Raw genomic sequence first — 19,408 nt, 5'->3', positions numbered from 1 at the left:
CTGCCTTTCTGCCGCAACGAGGATTCCATGGCCAAGATTATCATTTACAGCACACTGATGTGCCCCTACTGCCACGCTGCCAAGCAGCTGCTTAAGCAGAAGGGGGCCGATTTCGAGGAAATCGACGTCACCTTCAACAGCGACAAGCGCTCGGAGATGCGCGAGAAGGCCGGCGGCCGCACCAGCGTGCCGCAGATCTTCATCGACGGCACCCATATCGGCGGCTGCGACGATCTGCACGATCTCGACCGCGCCGGCAAACTCGACCCGATGCTGCAGGGCGCCGCCTGACCCCCTATTAGGAGCCTGTCATGACCGCCAAGTTCAAGGTCGCGCTGATCCAGACCAATTCCGAGCGGGAATTCCAGCCGAACATCGACTTCGTGAACGCGCAGGCCCGCGCGGCGAAAAAGGATGGTGCGGAATTCATCCTGACCCCGGAAATCGCCGCCATGTTCGAGCCGAAGCGCGAGCAGTCGCTGGCGAAGGCGTGCCCTGAGGAAACCCATCCGGCGCTGGCTGCCTGGCGCGACCTGGCGCGGGAACTCGGCGTGTGGTTCCTGGCCGGCTCGCTGTCGGTGAAGCTCAGCGACACCATGCTCGCCAACCGCTCGATTCTGATCGACCCGAAGGGCGGCATCCAGGCGCGCTACGACAAGATCCACATGTTCGACGTGAATGTGAAGGACGGCCAGACCTACCGCGAATCGGCAACCTACCGGCCGGGCGAAAAGGCGGTGCTGACCGACCTGCCCTGGGGCCGGCTGGGCATGACGATCTGCTACGATCTGCGCTTTGCCTATCTGTACCGCGCGCTGGCCAAGGCCGGGGCGGATTTCATCACCATCCCCGCCGCCTTCACCAAGGTGACCGGCGAGGCGCACTGGCATGTGCTGCAGCGCGCCCGCGCCATCGAAACCGGCTGCTTCGTGTTCGCCCCCGCCCAGACCGGCGAACATGCCGAGGGCCGCAAGACTTTTGGCCATTCGCTGGTGATCGCCCCCTGGGGCGAGGTGCTGGCCGATGCCGGGACCGAACCGGGCTTCGTCACCGCCGAGATCGACACGGCGCTGATCGCCGAGGCGCGGCGCATGGTGCCGTCGCTGACCCATGACCGCGACTTCGCGGTGGACGCACCGGAACCGCTGCGCGCCGCCGGGGAATAAATCCCTACGGCCAGGGCTGCTCCACCACAGCCATTCCGGCACTCTTGAAATACTGCTCGAAATCGGTGAACGGGCCGGCAAGCTGGTGCACCAGCCGGGCCAGATCGTGCTGCCGGCGCGGGATGGCCTGGGGTGGTTCGCCCCACGCCACGGGCATCGGCAGGATGCAGCGCTGCCGGTCAACCTTCAGCAATGTCTCGGTATGGATGAGCTGCCCTTCATACAGGCAGTGCAGCAGGACCGTCCGGGCATTTTCCTCGGCATAGGGCATGCCCGGCGGCAGCGGGTAATGCGCCATTTCGACCAGCCCGAACAGCAGGGTCAGCCGGATGTCCGGCCGATAGCTGAAACCGACCATCGGCTCGTCGAGCACCTGCCGGATCAACTGGTCCTTGTCGTCCAGCATCGGCGTGAAACGGTGGCGTAATGTCGGGCGCGCGATCATCAGCCAGTCTTCCGGCTGGCTGGCGGCGGCGATCTCCATATAGCGTTCGAGGCGCATTTCCTGCTCCGCCATCAAATCTTCCGACGGCGCGCGCGTCAGGAGGCCAGGCTTTTCGTGGGGTCGATATGTGGCCATTCGGGCAGCTTCTCGCCGGTGGCCTGCTCCAGCGTCTGCCGGGCATTTTCGATGATCAGCCGCGCCTTGCCGTATATCCGCTGGTCCGCCTTGATCGCCGCCACCACCGAAGGCTGCGAGACCAGGCGATACATCTCCTGCAAATCCTCGGACAGATCGGCGGCAAAGGAAACCAGCCGCGCATTGCCGGCGCGATCCTCGTGCTTGCCGCTCCAGTACATCTGGCCGACCTGCGCCGGCGCACCGCCGCGCGGATAGGACCAGAGTTCGCCGTTAGACTTCATGCGCCACGGTCCGGGTGTATACCGCATTTGCCCCACCTTTCCCCATTCTTGACCTTTATTTCGGTCACTTTATCGAACCGGCCGGAGGCTGCCTAGCGCCGGATTAGGCTACCAGGGACGGGCAGGTGGCGTGGCGCGCCGGAACGGCATCCGCGCGAGGCTGAGTGCCGCCTCCGCCAGCAATACCCCGAGGAACAGCCCGGCAACGCCGTAGAACAGCGCCGTCAGGGACAACGGCAAACGCGGCGTGTAACCGGCAAGTGCACTGTCCGCGACTTCGGCAATGACCGCATTGCCGCCGGCCACCGCCGGCAGGACCAGCAGCGGGCGCAGCAGCGGCGATGCCTCGACCAGCCGGCGGTGCGCTGCCTCCAGCGCCGACAGACGCTGGGCGCTGCGGCGGATTCCCTCGGCATTGGCGGGTTCGCGCTCGGTCAGGTGCAGCAGCACGGCACGCGCATCGGCGGTATCCGGCAGGCTGTAGAAGCGCCGCGCGACATCGATCCGTCCGGCGATATCGACGCGCTGTTCCTGCGCGCGCTGGTCCAGTGCCGTCATGTAATGCTCGGCGAATCCCGGCGCCTGTGCCGCTAGCGCCAATGCCAGAATTCCGGCGGCCAGCGTCAGCGATTGCCCGAGCCACCGCCCAATGAAGCGCATCGCCTACTCCCTTAGCATTCAGACCGGCATCATTGATGACCGCAGTACACCGGCTTGGCAATGCTGAGCCGGGGCCGACAGCCCGCCACGATGGATATGGCGGCCAACCGGGCGATGAGGCATAAAGGCGCTTTCCCGCCTGCAAAAACTGGGCGGGTGCAGGAATGGAGGAAAACGCATGTTCAAGAAAAGTGCTGCGGCGCTGGCCCTTTCGCTGGGATTGGTCATGGGTGCTGGCGCGCTCGCGCCGGATGCCGCCGCGCAGACCCGCGTGACGCTGAAATCCGCCAAGGCGGGCACGTCCTACTATGTGATGATGGTGCAGCTCGGCGAGATGATGAAGGCGCAGAGCGGCGGCAAGATCCAGGCGACCGTCGAGGAAAGCCAGGGATCGGTGCAGAATGTGAAGGAATCGGCCCGCCGTCCGGGCAATTTCCTGTTCACCACCCCGCCCAGCCTGCTGACCAGCGCCCGCGCCGGCAAGAAGCCGTTCGAGGGCGAAACCGGCTATGACCGGGTGCGCACCCTGTTCGTCATGCCGTTCGTGACCATCCATTTCGCCGTGCAGAAGGACAGCGGCATCACCGATGTGATGCAGCTTGCCGGCCAGAAATTCATCGCCGGCGGCAAGGGCACCTTCTGCGAGGGCCGCACCCGTCGCGTGTTCGAACTGCTGGGCCTGGAGGGCAAGGTCGAGGCGGTGGATGTCGAGCTGAGCGCCGCCTCCAACGCGATGCGCAACGACAAGGTGGCCGGCTTCGCCACCTGCTCCTCGCATCCGACGCCGCAGCTGGTTGAGCTGGCGACCACCAATCCGCTGACCGTGCTGTCCTTCACCGACGCACAGCGTGAGGCGATCCTGAAGGCCGACCCGATGTCCGGCCCGCTGACCATCGCGGCCGGCACCTACAAGGGCCAGGATGCGCCGGTGAACACGGTGGGCGTGCCGGTCGGTGCCTTCACCACCACCGACATGGATGACGAGACCGCCTATTTCATCACCAGAAATTTCTGGCAGCAGCGCAATGCGCTGGCCAAGGAAAACCCCTGGTGGGCGGGCGTCAGCCCGGAGATGGTGAACCAGCTGGGCACCAAGCTGCATCCCGGCGCCTTGAAATATTACAAGGAAGCCGGCGTGAAACTTGACGCCAGCCTGATGTAATCACCCCTGTCCCGCACCCCGCCCGGCGGATTCAGCCTGCCGGGCGGGGTGTTTTCTTGATCGAAGCCCGAGACCGCCTGTGACGATGCGTATTTCCTGGAAGGACAGCATGGTGCTGGCCGTGGCGGCCCTGTCCGTCGGCTTTCACCTCTACCTCATTTTCTCCGGCCTGCTGCCCAATCTGGTGACGCGGCCGCTGCATCTGATGCTGGCGATTCCGTTCATCTTCTTCTTCGGCGTGCAGGGTGGGCCGGCCGGAAGGAGCGTCGCCTATGCGACCGGCGCCATCGGCCTTGCCGCCGGCCTCTACATCGTCGTGAACCGCGAGGATCTCGCCGACCAGTATGGCGCGCTGTCCGGCTGGCTGCAGCATGGCGTCGCCATCGTGCTGATCCTGCTGGCGCTGGAAATGGCGCGCCGCACCATCAAGGCCGTGCTGCCGGCCATCGCCGTGCTGGTGCTGGCCTATGGGCTGCTGGGCAGCCATATCCCCGGCGCCTTCGGCCATAGCGGCATCCCGCTCGACTATTTCCTCGGCACGCTGGTGATCGCCGAGGGCGGGCTGTGGGGCGACCTGACCGGCATCTCTGCGGAGATCATCGCGCCCTTCATCATCCTCGGCTGCTTCATCTCGGCGGGCGAGGCCGGCACCGGCTTCATGTCCTTTGCCACCCAGTTCGCCGGGCGCATGCGCGCCGGTGCGGCCAAGGTCTCCATCGTCGCCTCGGCGCTGTATGGCACGATCTCCGGCTCGGCCTCGGCCAACACCGCCTCCACCGGCACGGTCACCATCCCGGCGATGAAGCGGCTTGGCTATCCGCCCAGCTTCGCCGCCTCGGTCGAGGCCGTCGCCTCCACCGGCGGCCAGATCATGCCGCCGCTGATGGGGGCCGGCGTGTTCGTGATGGCGGAGCTGCTGCGCACGCCCTACACCGACCTGATGATCCTGGCCAGCCTGCCGGCCTTCCTGTTCTTCCTGGCGGCCTGGGCCGGCGTGCATTTCTATGCCGTCCGGCACGGTCTGACCGGCATGCGCGGCGAGGATCTGCCGGGCTGGGGCAAGGTTGCGCGCACCGTGCCGTTCTTCCTGCTGCCGTTCGGCCTGCTGGTGGTGATGCTGCTGTTCACCCGCTATACCGCGCCCTATGCGGCGGCGATGGCGACCGCCCTGACCGTGGCGCTGCTGCTGATCGATTCGGAAGGCCGCGCCTCGGCAAGCCGCTGGGTTGCCCGCGTCGCCGAGGGCACCAAGGGTGCCGCCGAGCAGATCGCCAGCATCGCCGCCATCCTGATCTGCGCCAGCCTGATCGTCGGCGTGTTCCACATGACCGGCCTCGGGGTGAAGATCACCTCGGTCATCCTGTCGCTGTCGGGCGGCGAGCTGTGGCCGGCGCTGCTGCTGACCGCACTGGCCAGCCTGGTGCTGGGCATGGAGCTGCCGACCACCGCGGCCTATGTCATCTGCATCGCGGTCGCCGGGCCGGCGCTGGTGGCGCTGGGCCTGCCGGAACTCCAGGCGCACATGTTCGTATTCTGGTACGCGCTCTTGTGCACCATCACGCCGCCGGTCTGCGGCAATGTGTTCATCGCCGCCGGCATTGCGAACACGCCCTGGCTGCCCGTCGCCGGCAATGCGCTGCGTATCGGCGTCGGCCTGTTCCTGGTGCCGCTGGGCTTCATCGCCAACCCGTCGCTGCTGCTGGTGCTGGAAAGCCCGGCGCTGGCCTTCCTGGCGATGGCGAAGGTGGGGCTGGGCATCTGGCTGCTGAGCTACGTCTCCATCGATCTCGGCCGCCGCCCGCTGCACAGCCTCGGCGCGCTGGTGGGCGGCGTTGCACTGCTGTTCTTCTTCGGGGTCTGAGGCGGCCCTACCCCGCCAGCGCGGCGTTGCCGAAGCGCAATTCCTTCTGTGCCTCCAGCTTGCCGACCAGCGTCCAGTCGCCGGCCTGCGGATAGTTGGTGGCGAGGAAGCGATAGACCGACTTCACCAGATTCTCATTTGTCTGGCTGGCCTGCGGGATCAGATTCTCCCACTCCGTCACCAGCCCGTCCCAGCGCATCATGCCGTTGTGCAGTTCGTCGCGGGAATCGCGGATGAAGGCGATGTAGGGGCCATGGGCCATCAGCACCAGCAGGATCTCGCTCACCTGCGCATAGAGGTTGGTGAAGACCCCTTCGAAATCGTCCATCGGCGCGCGGATCAGGGCCAGCGCGCGATCGATGTCCGGCCTGATCACCGGGTCGCGGCTGTAGGCGCGCCGCAGCTCCGCCAGCCCGCGCTGCACGGCGCGGATCTTGTTGAAGCGGTCGCGCAGCGCCTCGATATAGATGATCTCCCGCGCCAGGGCATCGATCCGCCTTTGCACCGTCTTGCCGTCGCTGTCGCGCTTCAGCCCCAGTTTCCCCGCCAGCTTGCGGCAGCCATTGAGATAGCGGCCCTCGAAGTCCGCCGTGCTCGTCAGCCGCGCCATCTCCGCCATGTCGAAGATCAGCATCTCCTCGCCATCGCCATAGCTGGCGACCTGAATCCGGATGCGCTGTGTCGAGCGCCGGCGATGCACCTCCTCTACAGTCCAGGAAGCGCTGCCATCCAGCAGCTCGCGCGGAATCGAATCGCCGGGGCGGATTTCCTTCACATAGCGCAGGCCTTGCGCCACCACATCCAGCAGCCTTCCATCGTCCGACTCCGGATCGATCCCGAATTCCCGGCGCAGCGTCGCGAAGGGCAGCGCCGCGTTCATCTCGCCGAAGGAAACGAAAAAGACCGGCTCGCGATGCTCATGCGACAGGCCGAAATAACCGTCCAGCGATGCGAATATCTTGTGCGCGAAGATGAAATGGGTCGCGCGGTCACCGGCGGCCGGTACTGCCTCCTCCGCGCTTCGCAGTCCCGATATGTCGTTCGGCATTTCGGTACCAACCCCACAAGACCGCCGCGACAGCTCTGGAGCACGGCGAAATAATAGAATTTTCTAAAATTCAGCCTTTATTCTTATTCATTTCCGCCGATTCACAAGCGGAAAAATTAGTTAACGTCCTGAAGATAAAACAAATCGAGCAAAATCAAACCGATTCTGACAGAATCTTAACGTAGCATGACACCGCGCCCGGGAAGCCCGAGGCGGTTTTCAGACGTGTGATAGGGGAAGGAATGGTGCCGGTGGAGGGATTTGAACCCCCGGCCACCCGCTTACGAAGCGGATGCTCTACCGCTGAGCTACACCGGCGCCAAGGCGGCGGACATTAGCGGCATGATGCCGCTTCTGCAAGCCTAGAAACGCCGCTTCGGACATCGGCTCAGGCATGGCCCCGGCATGACTGGCACACGGGTTGCGCAAGCCGTGCTGGTGGGCTTTGCTGGAGGCGGGTCGATGCCCGGCAACAAACCGCCGGCGATGCGAAAAAACAAACCGGCCGGAAACGAACGCGGGAGGATAAAAGGTGCCCCTCTGGGCCAATGCCCTGGCGGCGACGATGCTGGTGCAGACCGTCGGCGCCTTCATCCTGTTCGCCGTGCCGGTGATCGGGCCGGTGCTGACCGAGGCCGCCGGCCTGCCGGGAGAGAGCATCGGCTATCTGTCCTCGCTGTCGGCGCTGGGCGTGTGCTGGCTGCTGTCCAACGGCGTGCCGATGCTGGCGCAGTACGGCCCGGTCCGCATGCTGCAGATCGGCCTCGCCCTTGGCGTGCTGGGTTTTGCCGCGATCTGCACCGCCTGGTGGCCGCTGGCCGTGCTGGGGGCGGTGGTGATGGGCTTCGGCTACGCCACCAACAACCCGGCCAGCAGCGAGATTCTGGTGCGCACCGCCCCGGCGCGGAACCGCGTGCTGGTGTTCTCCCTGAAACAGGCCGGCGTGCCGCTGGGCGCGATGCTGACCGGGCTGATCGTGGCTCCCCTGGTCGGCCTGCACGGGCTGTTCGGCGTCACCCTGCTGATGCTGGCCCTCGGCACCATCGCCCTGCTGCTGGTACAGCCGGCGCGCGCGAAGCTGGATCCGCCCGGCGAGCGGCTGCCCACGGCCTGGTTCCCGGCACTGTTCTCCTGGCGGGTGATGCGCAACTCGGTCGCCGCCCTGAAGCTGCATCCGAGCCTGCCGATGTTCACCGCACTGGGCCTGTCCCTCGCCATCCTGCAGGCCTGCCTGACCGCCTTCCTGGTCACCTACCTGGTGACGCGGCACGGTTTCAGCCTGGCCGAGGGCGGGCTGATCGCGGCCACCATGCAGGGCGCCAATCTGGTCGCCCGGATCACCCTTGGCTGGCTTGCCGACCGGATTGGAAACGCGCAGCTGCAACTCGCCGTGCAGGGCTTCCTGGCCGCGGCATCACTCGCGGCATTGGCGCTGCACCAACCGGTTTCCGGCGATCCGGTCACCTATGCGCTGGTGGCGCTGGCCGGCTTCACCGGGACCAGCTGGAACGGCCTGCATATGGCGGAATCGGCGCGGCTGTCACCGCCCGGCCGCGTCGGCGAGGTGACCTCGGCCGTCAATCTGTTCGGCTTCGTCGGCTCGGTCAGCGGGCCGATCCTGTTCGCCCTGCTGGTACAGGCGACGGACAGCTATGCCGTCGCCTTCCTGCTGGCATCGGTGCAGCTTTGCCTGGTCTGCCTGCTGGCGCTGCGCCGCATACCGCGCTAGCGCGGTATGCGGAAATCCGCCGCTAACGCGCCGCGGAGGAGCCTTCACGCAGCTTGTAGGGGGGCGGCTCGGCATAGCCGGCACCAACCTCGCTGCGCTCGCTGGCCGTCACCATCACCGGGACATTGCGCAGCCGGACCAGCTTCCAGTAGCCGAACAGATTGACCGGCTTGATCTCGACCACCTCAATGGCGGCAAGACCCAGCAGCTCGTTCAGATCGAAATCCGGATGAAAGCCGATCTGCGAGGCGAAGGGCGACATGGCCTTCTCCAGCGCGCGCAGGGCCGGATTTTCGGACGAGAAGTGATTCACGATCAGGATGTCGCCGCCCGGCACGCAGACGCGGCGCATCTCGGCCAGCATCTGCGCCGGGTCCGGCACCACCGAGGCGACATACATGCCAACCACCGCATCGAAACTGTCATCGGCGTAGGACATCGACTGCGCGTCCATCTCCAGCAGCGCCTCGACATGCGACAGGCCCAGCCGCGCGACGCGCTGGCGGGCGCGATCCAGCATGTCGCCGGAAATGTCGATGCCATGCACATGCGCATCGGGCCGGTAATGGCCAAGCGACAGGCCGGTACCGACACCAACCTCCAGAATGCGCTGGGCCGGCTTGGTATTGACCTCCGCCACCACTTCCTTGCGGCCGGGCTCGAACACCGCGCCGAACAGCCGATCATAGACGGCGGCATAACGGCGATAGGCCAATTTCACATGCGCCGCATCAACCAGTTTATTCATCTTTTTCCGTAACCTTGCGTGCCTTCCGGCAACGGTTTCTAAAGGCAGTCCTGACGATCACGCCAAGACCAAGAAGAGATCAGGTCTAACCCTGCCAGAACGGTTTCCCGCAAGTCCATGCAGTAAATCCTAGCGAAGCGCGCGGCAAGTTGCACCCGCTTCGCGGCATTTTTTCGGCAAGCAGGCATTATGCCTCTTCAGGCCGGACGGATAGCGGCTCCAGACGCCAGCCGCCAGTGCCCTCGCGCGCCAGCGTCCGGGCCAGCAGCGGCAGGCAATCGGCCAGCGCCTCGCGCAGCCCGTAAGGCGGGTTCACGATCACCATGCCGGTGCCGTTCAGCCGCAGTTCCGTGCGTTCCGGCCAAATCGTCAGCTCGGCGACCAGCGCCTCCTTCGGCTCCAGCGAGCGCACCAGATCGTGCAGCAGCCGCACATCGGCGCGCGCCTTGATCGGATACCACAGCAGATACTGTCCGGTGGCGAAACGCCGCAACCCCTCGCGCAGCGCCTTGCCCAGCCGCTCCATCTCGCCCTTTTCCTCGAACGGCGGATCGACCAGCACCAGCCCGCGCCGCTCCTTCGGCGGCAGGGTGGCGCGCAGCGCTTCGTAGCCGTCGCGGCACTCCACCTTCACCTGCCGGTCTCGGCCCAGTGCGTCGAGCAGGGCGGCGTTCTCCTCCGGGTGCAACTCCGCGAACAGCGCTCGGTCGCCCTCGCGCAGCATCGCCTGCACCAGAACCGGCGAGCCGGGATAGCGGCCCTCCGCGAGATAAGGCCGCACCGCCGCCAGATAATCGGCAAGGGCGGGCGGCAGCGGCTCCGGCAGCGAGAGCAGCCGGCCGATGCCCTCGCGGTATTCGCCGGTCTTCTCCGCCTGCTCGCCGTGCAACTCGTAGAGTCCGCGCCCGGCATGGGTGTCGAGCGCATAGAACGGCTTGTCCTTGCGGTGCAGATGCCGCAGCACCTGGACCAGCACCAGATGCTTCAGCACATCGGCGAAATTACCGGCGTGATAGGCGTGACGGTAGTTCAATCCCGTATCATCCCAGCGCGCGGACGGGCTTGCCGTCGAGCCAGGCGGCGATGTCCTCGACGGTCTGGCTGAAGAAAGTGCGGTAATTATCCTCCGTCACATAGCCCAGATGCGGGGTCATCAGCAGGTTCGGCGCGCCATACAGCACATGCCCCTTGGGTAGCGGCTCCTTGTCATAAACATCGACTGCAGCGCCGGCGATCTTGCCATTCGTCAACGCCGCGACCAGCGCGTCCTGATCGACAATCTCCCCGCGCGAGGTGTTGATCAGGAAAGAAGACGGCTTCATCAGCGCCAGTTCATCGGCGCCAACCAGCCCGCGGCTGCGCGCGCTCAGCACCACATGCACCGACAGGAAGTCGGACTGCCGGAACAGCGCCTCCTTGCTGACATACCCCACGCCCTGCTCGGCGCATTTCTCCGGCGTCAGATTCTGGCTCCAGGCGATCACCTTCATGTCCAGCGCCTGCGCCGCGCGGGCCAGCCGGCTGCCCAGCCGCCCCAGACCGAGGACGCCCAGCGTGCGGTCCTTCAGATCGATGCCGATACTGCTCTGCCACAGCCCCTGTTCGGCCAGCCGACGGCTTTCGGCCGGGATGTGGCGGGCCAGCGCCAGCATCAGCCCCAGCGCCAGCTCGGCGGTCGGATGGCCATGCCCCTCGGTGCCGCAGACGGTGACGCCATGCTCCTTCGCCGCCGCCAGATCGATGGCGGCGTTGCGCGCACCGGTGGTGACCAGCAGCTTCAGGTTCGGCAGGCGGGCGAAAAGCTCGCGGGGAAACGGCGTGCGCTCGCGCATGATGCAGATGATCTCGAACGGCGCCAGCGTCGCGGCGAGATTCGGGTCCTCCGCCATATAGCGGTCGAACACGGTCACCTCGACGCGGCCCTTGAGCGCCGACCAGTCGGCCATCTGCAGGGCGACCTGCTGGTAATCATCCAGCACGGCGCAGCGATAGGTCATGGGGTTTCCTCCAGCGGATTTCGTTGATTGAAGAATTGCGGCAACGATGGTGGGCGGCGGCAGGAAGATCAAGTGTCCGTGAGCGGCAGGCCGTACGGACTTGTCAGCGCGCGTGCAATCCCCATTTCTGGATAGGTCCGTCAGGCCCTGAACGGGACTGTGAACGGGACTGCGGCGAAACGCGACGTGCTTTGACCCCGATTCGAGGCTAGCTTCCTTGCGGATATCGCTTTTTCACGGACGGATTCGGCGGATGCCCCCTATCGCTCTGACGATTTTCGGCGCTGTGATGGCCCTGCTGGCCGGCGTCGCGTCGCCCGCCCATGCCACCGGTCCGGTCTCGACCGACCATGTCCGCGCCGAACTAGTGGCCGGCGCCGAAGCGGTCCGCCCCGGCGAGACCATCCGCATCGGCATCCATAAGCAGATCATCCCGCACTGGCACACCTATTGGCTGAATCCCGGCGATTCCGGCCTCGCCACGACCGCCGACTGGACTCTGCCGGAAGGCGCCACGGCCAGCGATATAATCTGGCCGGCGCCGGAGCGCATCGCCGTCGGCCCGCTGATGAATTATGGCTATGAGGGCGAGGTCACGCTGCTGACCGATATCGCCGTGCCGGCCGATGCGCCGGTCGGCGGCAGCTTCCCGATCCGCGCCACGGTGGACTGGCTGGTCTGCGAGGAGATCTGCATCCCCGAGCAGGTGGCGCTGAGCCTTGACCTGCCGGTCGTAGCGGCCGGGGCCGATGCCGGGCCCAATACCGGACCGGCGCACCCCGCCATTGCCGCTGCCGAGGCGCGGCTGCCGGTGGACAGCCCGTGGACCGCGCGTTTCGAGGCTGGCGGCGATACGCTGCGGCTGGCCTTCGACGCCTCCGGCCTGCGCCGCGATTCCATCGAGGATATCTGGTTCTACCCCAATGAATGGGGCGTGATCGCCCATGCCGCGTCACAGCAGCTGAGTGTCGAGGCGGACCGGATCGTGCTGAGGATGACGCCCGGCGATGCCTTCCAGCCGACGCTCGCCAGCCTCGATGGCGTGCTGGTGGTGAAGGAGCGTGCTGGCGGCCAGCTGCTGACCCAGGCGCTGACGGTGAGCGCCACCGCCGGGACCGTGGCCGGCGCCAGTGGATCCGTCGCCGGCCTGTCCATCGGCGTCGGCACCGCGCTGCTGTTCGCTTTGCTCGGCGGGCTGATCCTCAACCTGATGCCCTGCGTCTTCCCGGTGCTGTCGATGAAGGCGCTGGCGCTGGTCGAGCAGGCCGGCAAGCAGCCCGCACAGGTGCGGCTGCACGCGCTTGCCTATACCGGCGGAATCCTTGTCAGCTTCGCCGCACTGGCCGGCCTGCTGGCCGCGCTAAAGGCCGGCGGCACTGCCGTCGGCTGGGGCTTCCAGTTCCAGTCGCCGATCTTCGTGCTGCTGCTCGCCTATCTGCTCTTCGCGGTCGGCCTCAGCCTGTCCGGCGTGTTCACCATCGGCGGCTCGGTCGCGGGCGTAGGGGCAAACCTCGCGGCACGCGGCGGCTATGCCGGCAGCTTCTTCACCGGCGTGCTGGCCGCCATCGTCGCCACGCCCTGCACCGCGCCCTTCATGGGGGTGGCCATCGGCTTCGCGCTGGCGGCCTCCCTGCCGGTGCTGTTCGCCGTGTTCCTGGCGCTCGGGTTGGGGCTGGCATTGCCCTATGTCGCTCTGTCCGTCTGGCCGCCGCTGCTGCGCCTGCTGCCGAAGCCGGGATTGTGGATGGAGCGCTTCAAGCAGTTCCTCGCCTTCCCGATGTATGGCGCGGCGATCTGGCTGGTCTGGGTCTTGTCGCTGCAGGCCGGCGCCGAGGGCGTGCTGACCGCGCTGGGCGGCATGCTGCTGATCGGCTTTGCCGCCTGGCTGTATGATGTCACCCGCGCCTCGGACCGGGCGGCACGTCATGCCGGCAGCGGCCTCGCCGCGCTCGCCCTGATCGCCGCCATCGGCTGGGGTATTGCCGCCGGCAACCAGGCCGCGCCGCGCGCCGCGCCGGCGACGGCGGAGGCAGGCGCCGCCGAAACCACGCCGTGGGAATCCTACAGCCTGCAGAAATTCGAGGCGCTGCGCGCCGAGGGCCGGCCGGTCTTCCTGAACTTCACCGCCGCCTGGTGCATCACCTGCCTGGTGAATGAGCGGGTGGCGCTGAACCGGCCCGACGTGGCCACGGCTTTCCGAACCGGCGACGTGACCTATCTGAAAGGCGACTGGACCAATCAGGATGCGGAGATCACCGCCAAGCTGGAGGAATTCGGCCGTTCCGGCGTGCCGCTCTACGTCTTCTATCCGGCCGGCCGCGACTCGCAGCCGGTCGTGCTGCCGCAGCTGCTGACCGTCGATATCGTGCTCGGCGGGATCGGGGCCGGCTGATACACAAGACCATGCGTACCCTTTGACACCATTCCTGACCCAGGAGAGATGCCATGCTGATGCGCAAGATGTTCCTGCCGGCCCTGATGGGCCTTTCCCTTTCGCTGGCCGTACCGGCTGTGGCCTCGGCCAGCCCGGAGGTGAACCAGCCCGCCCCCGCCTTCACCGGCAAGGCCGCCGACGGCAGCACCGTCGCCCTCGAGTCCCTGCGCGGCAAGACTGTCGTGCTGGAATGGACCAACCATGACTGCCCCTTCGTGAAGAAGCATTACGGCGCGGAGAACATGCAGGCCCTGCAGAAGGAGGCGAAGGCCCGCGACATCGTATGGCTGCAGGTGATCTCGTCCGGCCCCGGCAAGCAGGGCCATGTCGATGGTCCGACCGCGATCAAGCTGAACGACCAGCGCAGCGCCGTGCCGGCCAACACCCTGCTCGACCCCGAGGGCACCATCGGCAAGGCCTATGGCGCGCAGACCACGCCGCACATGTACATCATCGATGCCAGGGGCACGCTGGTCTATAAAGGCGCGATCGATTCGATCCCCTCGGCCCGCGCCGACGACATCCCACAGGCGGTGAACTATGTCCACGAGGCGCTGCAGGCGATGGACAAGGGTGCTGCGGTGCCGAACCCGGTCACCCGTGCCTATGGCTGCTCGGTGCATTATTCTTCTTAAAACCGCACGCCAGCCTGAAGAACAACGCCCCCGGCCGGAAAGCCGGGGGCGTTTTCTTTACGCCTTCACGATGGGATCGATAGGCAGGCGGGTGGAAAGACCGGCGGCCTCCTCGAACAGTTTCGCCGCCTGCAGCATGGCCGCCTCGCCGCGCGGCTTGCCGACGATCTGCAGCCCGACCGGCAGCCCGTCCTTCGTGAAGCCGCAAGGCACCGAAATTGCCGGGCAGGAGGTCAGCGTGATCGCCGAGCAGACCAGCACCCATTCGATGTAGTTCTCGAAGGTATGGCCATCGACCTCCGCCACATAGCGCTGCTCCACCGGATAGGGCGGCACGATGGTGGTCGGGCAGACCAGCACGTCGTAGGTCTCGAAGAATTTGGCCGTGCGGTAAAACAGCTCGCCGCGCCAGCGCTCGGCCTTGCCGATTTCCTCGGCGGTCAGCTTCTGGCCCTTCTCGATGTTCCAGATCACTTCCGGCTTCAGCAGGTCGCGGTGCTTTTCCAGCAACGGCGCCTTGGAGGCGGCGAACTGCGCGGCGCGCAGGATATGGAAGGTCTCCTGCGCCTCCTTCAGGTCGGGCGCGGCCTCCTCGACCGTGGCGCCCATCGCCTCGAACAGCCTCGCCGCCTTGGCGACGATCTCCCGCACCTCGGGATCGACCGGCGTGATGCCATTCAGGTCCGCCGAAAAGGCGACGCGCGACAGCTTGCCCGGATTGGCGACCGCCGCCGAGAAGGAGGTGGCCGGCTCCGCCAGCGAGATCGGATCACCCGGATGCTGGCCGGCCATCGCGTCCAGGAACAGTGCCGTGTCGGCAACGGTGCGTGCCATCGGCCCATCGACCGACAGGTTGGCGAAGGGCATCAGCGACGGGCCGTGCGCCACCCGGCCCGGGCTGGGGCGCATGCCGACGATGCCGCAGAAGCTGGCCGGGCTACGCAAGGAGCCGCCAAGGTCGGAGCCGGTGGCCAGCCAGACCTGGCCGGTCGCCAGCGCCACCGCCGCACCGCCGGAAGACCCGGCGCAGCTTTTCCGCGTGTCCCACGGATTCACCGTGGTGCCCAGCACCTCGTTGAAGGTGTTGGCGCCGGCGCCGAATTCCGGTGTGTTCGACTTGGCGATGGTGACGGCGCCGCGCCGGTCCAGCATCTCCACCATATGGTCGGAATGATCCGGCACATAATCCTTGTAGATCGGCGAGCCATAGGTGGTGCGCACACCCTTCACCGGGTTCAGATCCTTCACCGCGATCGGCAGCCCGGCGAGATAGCCGGCATAGTTCTTGTCGCCCGGTTCGGATTCCAGCCGCTTCGCCTGCGCGCGCGCCCGGTCCAGGCACAGGGTCGGCAGCGCGTTCACGGTCTTGTCCACCTCGGCGATGCGGGCGGCGGCGGCATCGATCATCTCCAGCGGCGAGACCTTGCGCTTTTTCAGCAGATCGACAGCCTCGACGGCGGTCAGCTTCACGAGATCGGCGTGGCTCACGGATTTCCCCCTCGGTTTTCGTTCGGCAAGTTGTCAGTGGCGTGACCATCTGACATACATCCTTTCGACCCTGCCCGCCACAGATCGAGACACATGCCGCACCGTCTTTCCCTACCTGAGCTGGAAGCGTTGATCCGTGACGTGATGCTGAACAGCCGCGTTGCGCCCGCCACCGCCGACAGCGTGGCCCGCGCCCTGACACGGGCGGAGGCAGAGGGCATCAGCTCGCACGGCGCCGCCCGCGCGCCGGTCTATGCCGGGCAGGCGCTGAACGGCAAGGCGGACGGTCTGGCCGAACCGACGGTCGAACGCACCGCCGCCGCCACGATCCGGGTCGATGCCGGCACCGGCTTCGCCTTCCCGGCCATTGATGCCGGGCTGGAGGCCGCCTATGCGATCCTGCCGGAGAGCGGCATCGCCGCCATCGGCATCGCCAATTCGCATCATTTCGGCGTTGCCGGCCATCCGGTCGAGGATGCGGCGCGGCAGGGCTATATCGCGCTGGCCTTCTCCAACACGCCGCAGGCCATGGCGCCCTGGGGCGGCAATCAGGGGCTGTTCGGCACCAACCCCATCGCCTTCGCTTTTCCGCGCCAGGACCGGCCGCCGCTGGTCATCGACCTGTCGCTCAGCATCGCGGCGCGCGGCAAGATCGTGCTGGCGGCGAAGGAAGGGCGGAACATACCGGAAGGCTGGGCCATCGACGCGGATGGCAATCCCACCACCGACTCAGCGGCTGCGCTGGCCGGCACGGTGCTGCCCATCGGCGGCGCCAAGGGATCGGCGCTGGCGCTGATGGTGGAGCTGCTGTGCGGCGCGCTGACCGGCTCAAACTTCGGCTATCAGGGCACCTCCTTCTTCGAACCGACCGGCGCGCCGCCGCGTGTCGGCCACATGATCCTGCTGTTCGACCCGGCGCGCTTCGGCGGCGGCGATGTGGCCGGTCGCGGCGAGGAGATGTTCGCGCGGATCATGGGCCAGCCCGGCGCCCGGCTGCCCGGCGAACGGCGGCAGGTGCTGAAAGAAGCGGCGGCGCGCGACGGTGTCATGCTGCCGGATGCCCTGTACGAGGAGCTGACGCGGCGCGCCGCTGGCGCAGGCTGAAAACGCAGCCGGGGCCCGGTACAGCCATCAGGAAGCCAGCTCGCCGTTATCGCGCTGCCGGGCCCAGAGCATCCGCAGATCGACCATGAGTTCGCTGTCGTTCGAGATCGGCTTGCGGCTCTGCCTCGGCAGGTCGAAGAACTCGCGGTCAACCGCCTCAGCCAGCGGCAAGGCGCGTTCGGCAAGCGCCCGTCCGGCCGCCGTCAGGCGCGGCAACCGGGCGCGGGCATCCGCCCCGCGGCTGCGTTCCAGCAGACCTTTCGCCTCCAGCGTGCGCAGCACCTGAGAGGTCATGGTGGCATCGGCCTGGCAGAACCGGGCCAGATCACCCTGAGTGATCGGCGTGCCGGTGATGGCCTCGCGCTCTTCGAGGCGCAAAAGTGCGGTCAGCAGCATTGCCTGGACATAGGTCAGGCCCAGCGGCGAGAGCACGATGCGCATCTGCCGCTGCCAGGCATTGGCCAGCTGCCATAGCAGAAACCCTGGCGATTCATCTGGTTGTCCCGGCGAATCCGGGATCTGTCTTGCTTTCATCGGTGGCGCCCTCCCTGTCGCGATTATCGCATCGTCAGCTCCGGTTCTCCGGATGCCGCGTGCGTCTTTTCATTGCCTGGCGCTGTTCGGTCCTGCCGCTGCCGGCAGGGATGTCGTGTTTTCAGCCCCTTTGTTCATTACGTGTGCAATCGAAAATATACTAAAGCACAGAGCCGTCAGACTGAACAGTACACGCGAGGGTGGCCGGGTTGCAGGGGCGGGGCGCAAAGAAAAACCCCGGCAGCCAAGGCTGCCGGGGTTCTTTTGCTTCTGTTCGGATGGGCCGGACTTAGAAGTCCATACCGCCCATGCCGCCCATACCGCCCATGCCACCCATGTCCGGAGCGCCGCCAGCGGCCTTCTTCTCCGGCTTGTCGGCGATCATCGCCTCGGTGGTGATGAGCAGCGAGGCGACCGAGGCCGCATCCTGCAGGGCGGTACGCACGACCTTGGTCGGGTCGATGATACCGGCCTTCACCAGGTCCTTGTACTCGCCGGTCTGGGCGTCGAAGCCCCAGCTCGGATCGGTCGACTCCAGCAGCTTGCCGACGACAACGCCGCCGTCCATGCCGGCGTTCGCGGCGATCTGCTTCGCCGGAACCTGGATCGCCCGGCGGATGATCTCAACGCCGACGCGCTGGTCGTCATTGGCCGGCTTCACCTTGTCGAGCGCCTTCAGCGAATGCAGCAGGGCAACACCGCCGCCCGGCACCACGCCTTCCTCGACAGCGGCGCGGGTCGCATGCATCGCGTCATCGACGCGGTCCTTGCGCTCCTTCACCTCGACCTCGGAAGCACCGCCGACGCGGATGACGGCAACGCCGCCAGCCAGCTTCGCCAGACGCTCCTGCAGCTTCTCGCGGTCGTAGTCCGAGGTGGTCTCCTCGATCTGCGCGCGGATCTGCGTGACGCGGCCCTCGATGTCCTTCTTCTTGCCCGAACCATCGACGATGGTGGTCTCTTCCTTGGTGATCAGCACGCGCTTCGCCTTGCCGAGCATCTCGAGCGAGACGGTCTCAAGCTTGATGCCGATATCCTCGGAGATCACCTGGCCACCGGTCAGGATGGCGATGTCTTCCAGCATCGCCTTCCGGCGATCGCCGAAGCCCGGCGCCTTCACGGCCGCGACCTTCAGGCCGCCGCGCAGCTTGTTCACCACCAGGGTGGCGAGCGCTTCGCCCTCGACGTCCTCGGCGATGATCAGCAGCGGCTTGCCGGACTGCACGACAGCCTCCAGCACCGGCAGCATCGGCTGCAGGCTGGACAGCTTCTTCTCGTGCAGCAGGATGTACGGGCTCTCGAGCTCCGCATTCATCTTGTCGGCATTGGTGACGAAGTACGGCGACAGGTAGCCGCGGTCGAACTGCATGCCCTCGACGACTTCCAGCTCGGTCTCCAGGCTCTTCGCCTCTTCGACCGTGATGACGCCCTCGTTGCCGACCTTCTCCATCGCCTTGGCGATCATCTCGCCAATCTCGCGCTCGCCATTGGCCGAGATGGTGCCGACCTGGGCAACCTCGGCGGAGGTGGCGATCTTCTTGGAGCGCTTCTTCAGATCCTCGACGACAGCCGCGACGGCGAGGTCGATGCCGCGCTTCAGGTCCATCGGGTTCATGCCGGCGGCAACCGACTTGTTGCCTTCGCGCACGATGGCCTGGGCCAGCACGGTGGCGGTGGTGGTGCCGTCACCGGCGACGTCGTTGGTCCGGGAGGCCACTTCGCGCACCATCTGGGCGCCCATGTTCTCGAACTTGTCGGTGAGCTCGATCTCCTTGGCGACGGAGACGCCGTCCTTGGTGATGCGCGGCGCGCCGAACGACTTATCGATGACGACGTTGCGGCCCTTCGGACCCAGCGTGACCTTCACCGCATCGGCGAGGATGTCGACGCCGCGCAGCATCTTGGTGCGCGCTTCGCCACCGAACTTTACTTCCTTGGCAGCCATGTATGTCTTCCTTCAAATAGATTGATTAAGCGA

At 66.3% G+C, this 19,408-nt stretch carries 18 protein-coding genes and 1 tRNA gene; 8 read left to right on the top strand and 11 right to left on the bottom strand.

All coding sequences use genetic code 11. The features are described from left to right. Positions 1 to 27: 27 nt before the first annotated feature. Positions 28 to 291, top strand: a complete 264-nt coding sequence (gene grxC / locus BKM74_RS02040; RefSeq protein ID WP_086464247.1) for a glutaredoxin 3 — start codon at positions 28 to 30, stop codon at positions 289 to 291. Between the two features lie 20 nt (positions 292 to 311). After that, the gene (locus BKM74_RS02035) at positions 312 to 1,166 is read left to right on the top strand and encodes a carbon-nitrogen hydrolase family protein (protein WP_086464015.1); all 855 of its coding nucleotides are present in this window, start codon (positions 312 to 314) and stop codon (positions 1,164 to 1,166) included. A 4-nt stretch (positions 1,167 to 1,170) separates the two neighbouring features. On the opposite strand, the gene BKM74_RS02030 is transcribed toward BKM74_RS02035, so the two are convergent. The 3 genes from BKM74_RS02030 to BKM74_RS02020 form a co-directional block, all read right to left on the bottom strand. Beyond that, entirely contained in the window at positions 1,171 to 1,683 is a 513-nt protein-coding gene (locus BKM74_RS02030) for a hypothetical protein (protein ID WP_086464014.1), read from the bottom strand. Positions 1,684 to 1,706: 23 nt separating this feature from the next. Continuing rightward, complete coding sequence (locus tag BKM74_RS02025; RefSeq protein WP_086464013.1) at positions 1,707 to 2,030, bottom strand: hypothetical protein; 324 nt, start codon at positions 2,028 to 2,030, stop codon at positions 1,707 to 1,709. Positions 2,031 to 2,138: 108 nt separating this feature from the next. Then, positions 2,139 to 2,690, bottom strand: a complete 552-nt coding sequence (locus BKM74_RS02020; RefSeq protein ID WP_086464012.1) for a DUF2937 family protein — start codon at positions 2,688 to 2,690, stop codon at positions 2,139 to 2,141. A gap of 178 nt (positions 2,691 to 2,868) precedes the next feature. On the opposite strand from BKM74_RS02020, the gene BKM74_RS02015 reads away from it, so the two are divergent. Together BKM74_RS02015 and BKM74_RS02010 are read left to right on the top strand one after the other, a co-directional pair. Then, positions 2,869 to 3,852 carry a TAXI family TRAP transporter solute-binding subunit gene (locus BKM74_RS02015; protein ID WP_086464011.1) on the top strand — a complete coding sequence of 328 codons (984 nt, stop codon included), beginning with the start codon at positions 2,869 to 2,871 and terminating at the stop codon, positions 3,850 to 3,852. Positions 3,853 to 3,937: 85 nt separating this feature from the next. Next, a complete protein-coding gene (locus tag BKM74_RS02010) occupies positions 3,938 to 5,713 on the top strand; it encodes a TRAP transporter permease (protein ID WP_086464010.1) in 1,776 nt (591 codons plus the stop codon). A 7-nt stretch (positions 5,714 to 5,720) separates the two neighbouring features. Here the strand turns inward: BKM74_RS02010 and BKM74_RS02005 are convergent, their stop codons facing one another. Beyond that, positions 5,721 to 6,761 (bottom strand): hypothetical protein, encoded by a 1,041-nt coding sequence (locus tag BKM74_RS02005; protein ID WP_086464009.1) that lies wholly within the window; start codon positions 6,759 to 6,761, stop codon positions 5,721 to 5,723. A gap of 243 nt (positions 6,762 to 7,004) precedes the next feature. Further along, positions 7,005 to 7,079, bottom strand: a tRNA-Thr gene (locus BKM74_RS02000). A gap of 214 nt (positions 7,080 to 7,293) precedes the next feature. Here BKM74_RS02000 and BKM74_RS01995 point away from each other — a divergent pair. Further along, a complete protein-coding gene (locus BKM74_RS01995) occupies positions 7,294 to 8,490 on the top strand; it encodes an MFS transporter (RefSeq protein ID WP_086464008.1) in 1,197 nt (398 codons plus the stop codon). A gap of 22 nt (positions 8,491 to 8,512) precedes the next feature. Here BKM74_RS01995 and BKM74_RS01990 read toward each other — a convergent pair whose 3' ends face one another. From BKM74_RS01990 to BKM74_RS01980, 3 genes are all read right to left on the bottom strand, one after another. Continuing rightward, the gene (locus BKM74_RS01990; protein WP_086464007.1) at positions 8,513 to 9,238 is read right to left on the bottom strand and encodes a class I SAM-dependent methyltransferase; all 726 of its coding nucleotides are present in this window, start codon (positions 9,236 to 9,238) and stop codon (positions 8,513 to 8,515) included. Positions 9,239 to 9,425: 187 nt separating this feature from the next. After that, entirely contained in the window at positions 9,426 to 10,271 is an 846-nt protein-coding gene (locus BKM74_RS01985) for a 23S rRNA (adenine(2030)-N(6))-methyltransferase RlmJ (protein ID WP_086464006.1), read from the bottom strand. Positions 10,272 to 10,278: 7 nt separating this feature from the next. Continuing rightward, on the bottom strand, positions 10,279 to 11,235 hold the full coding sequence (locus tag BKM74_RS01980) for a D-2-hydroxyacid dehydrogenase family protein (RefSeq protein WP_086464005.1): 957 nt from the start codon (positions 11,233 to 11,235) through the stop codon (positions 10,279 to 10,281). Between the two features lie 253 nt (positions 11,236 to 11,488). On the opposite strand from BKM74_RS01980, the gene BKM74_RS01975 reads away from it, so the two are divergent. Then, on the top strand, positions 11,489 to 13,627 hold the full coding sequence (locus tag BKM74_RS01975) for a protein-disulfide reductase DsbD family protein (RefSeq protein WP_086464004.1): 2,139 nt from the start codon (positions 11,489 to 11,491) through the stop codon (positions 13,625 to 13,627). A 53-nt stretch (positions 13,628 to 13,680) separates the two neighbouring features. Then, positions 13,681 to 14,304, top strand: a complete 624-nt coding sequence (locus BKM74_RS01970; protein ID WP_086464003.1) for a redoxin domain-containing protein — start codon at positions 13,681 to 13,683, stop codon at positions 14,302 to 14,304. Between the two features lie 57 nt (positions 14,305 to 14,361). Here BKM74_RS01970 and BKM74_RS01965 read toward each other — a convergent pair whose 3' ends face one another. Further along, positions 14,362 to 15,792: an amidase gene (locus BKM74_RS01965; protein WP_086464002.1), complete on the bottom strand. Its 1,431-nt coding sequence runs from the start codon at positions 15,790 to 15,792 to the stop codon at positions 14,362 to 14,364. Positions 15,793 to 15,885: 93 nt separating this feature from the next. On the opposite strand from BKM74_RS01965, the gene BKM74_RS01960 reads away from it, so the two are divergent. After that, a complete protein-coding gene (locus BKM74_RS01960) occupies positions 15,886 to 16,896 on the top strand; it encodes an Ldh family oxidoreductase (protein WP_086464001.1) in 1,011 nt (336 codons plus the stop codon). A gap of 27 nt (positions 16,897 to 16,923) precedes the next feature. Here BKM74_RS01960 and BKM74_RS01955 read toward each other — a convergent pair whose 3' ends face one another. After that, positions 16,924 to 17,430 carry a MarR family winged helix-turn-helix transcriptional regulator gene (locus tag BKM74_RS01955; protein WP_086464000.1) on the bottom strand — a complete coding sequence of 169 codons (507 nt, stop codon included), beginning with the start codon at positions 17,428 to 17,430 and terminating at the stop codon, positions 16,924 to 16,926. Between the two features lie 289 nt (positions 17,431 to 17,719). Next, positions 17,720 to 19,375, bottom strand: a complete 1,656-nt coding sequence (groL, locus tag BKM74_RS01950; RefSeq protein ID WP_086463999.1) for a chaperonin GroEL — start codon at positions 19,373 to 19,375, stop codon at positions 17,720 to 17,722. Positions 19,376 to 19,408 lie beyond the last annotated feature (33 nt).

This window comes from Oceanibaculum nanhaiense (assembly GCF_002148795.1).
GTDB classification, from domain to species: Bacteria; Pseudomonadota; Alphaproteobacteria; order Oceanibaculales; family Oceanibaculaceae; genus Oceanibaculum; species Oceanibaculum nanhaiense.
The sequence above is the reverse complement of the archived record's forward strand: the minus strand, read 5'-3'. Positions and strand labels throughout refer to the sequence as shown.

Excerpts from the sequence above, each read along its gene's own strand:
- BKM74_RS02020 (WP_086464012.1), bottom strand. The coding sequence starts at position 2,690 with ATGCGCTTCATTGGGCGGTGGCTCGGGCAATCGCTGACGCTGGCCGCC.
- BKM74_RS01960 (WP_086464001.1), top strand. The coding sequence starts at position 15,886 with ATGCCGCACCGTCTTTCCCTACCTGAGCTGGAAGCGTTGATCCGTGAC.
- BKM74_RS02035 (WP_086464015.1), top strand. The coding sequence starts at position 312 with ATGACCGCCAAGTTCAAGGTCGCGCTGATCCAGACCAATTCCGAGCGG.
- BKM74_RS01990 (WP_086464007.1), bottom strand. The coding sequence starts at position 9,238 with ATGAATAAACTGGTTGATGCGGCGCATGTGAAATTGGCCTATCGCCGT.
- BKM74_RS02005 (WP_086464009.1), bottom strand. The coding sequence starts at position 6,761 with ATGCCGAACGACATATCGGGACTGCGAAGCGCGGAGGAGGCAGTACCG.
- groL (WP_086463999.1), bottom strand. The coding sequence starts at position 19,375 with ATGGCTGCCAAGGAAGTAAAGTTCGGTGGCGAAGCGCGCACCAAGATG.
- BKM74_RS01970 (WP_086464003.1), top strand. The coding sequence starts at position 13,681 with ATGCTGATGCGCAAGATGTTCCTGCCGGCCCTGATGGGCCTTTCCCTT.
- grxC (WP_086464247.1), top strand. The coding sequence starts at position 28 with ATGGCCAAGATTATCATTTACAGCACACTGATGTGCCCCTACTGCCAC.
- BKM74_RS02015 (WP_086464011.1), top strand. The coding sequence starts at position 2,869 with ATGTTCAAGAAAAGTGCTGCGGCGCTGGCCCTTTCGCTGGGATTGGTC.
- BKM74_RS01975 (WP_086464004.1), top strand. The coding sequence starts at position 11,489 with ATGCCCCCTATCGCTCTGACGATTTTCGGCGCTGTGATGGCCCTGCTG.
- BKM74_RS02030 (WP_086464014.1), bottom strand. The coding sequence starts at position 1,683 with ATGGCGGAGCAGGAAATGCGCCTCGAACGCTATATGGAGATCGCCGCC.
- BKM74_RS01955 (WP_086464000.1), bottom strand. The coding sequence starts at position 17,430 with ATGAAAGCAAGACAGATCCCGGATTCGCCGGGACAACCAGATGAATCG.
- BKM74_RS02010 (WP_086464010.1), top strand. The coding sequence starts at position 3,938 with ATGCGTATTTCCTGGAAGGACAGCATGGTGCTGGCCGTGGCGGCCCTG.
- BKM74_RS02025 (WP_086464013.1), bottom strand. The coding sequence starts at position 2,030 with ATGAAGTCTAACGGCGAACTCTGGTCCTATCCGCGCGGCGGTGCGCCG.
- BKM74_RS01980 (WP_086464005.1), bottom strand. The coding sequence starts at position 11,235 with ATGACCTATCGCTGCGCCGTGCTGGATGATTACCAGCAGGTCGCCCTG.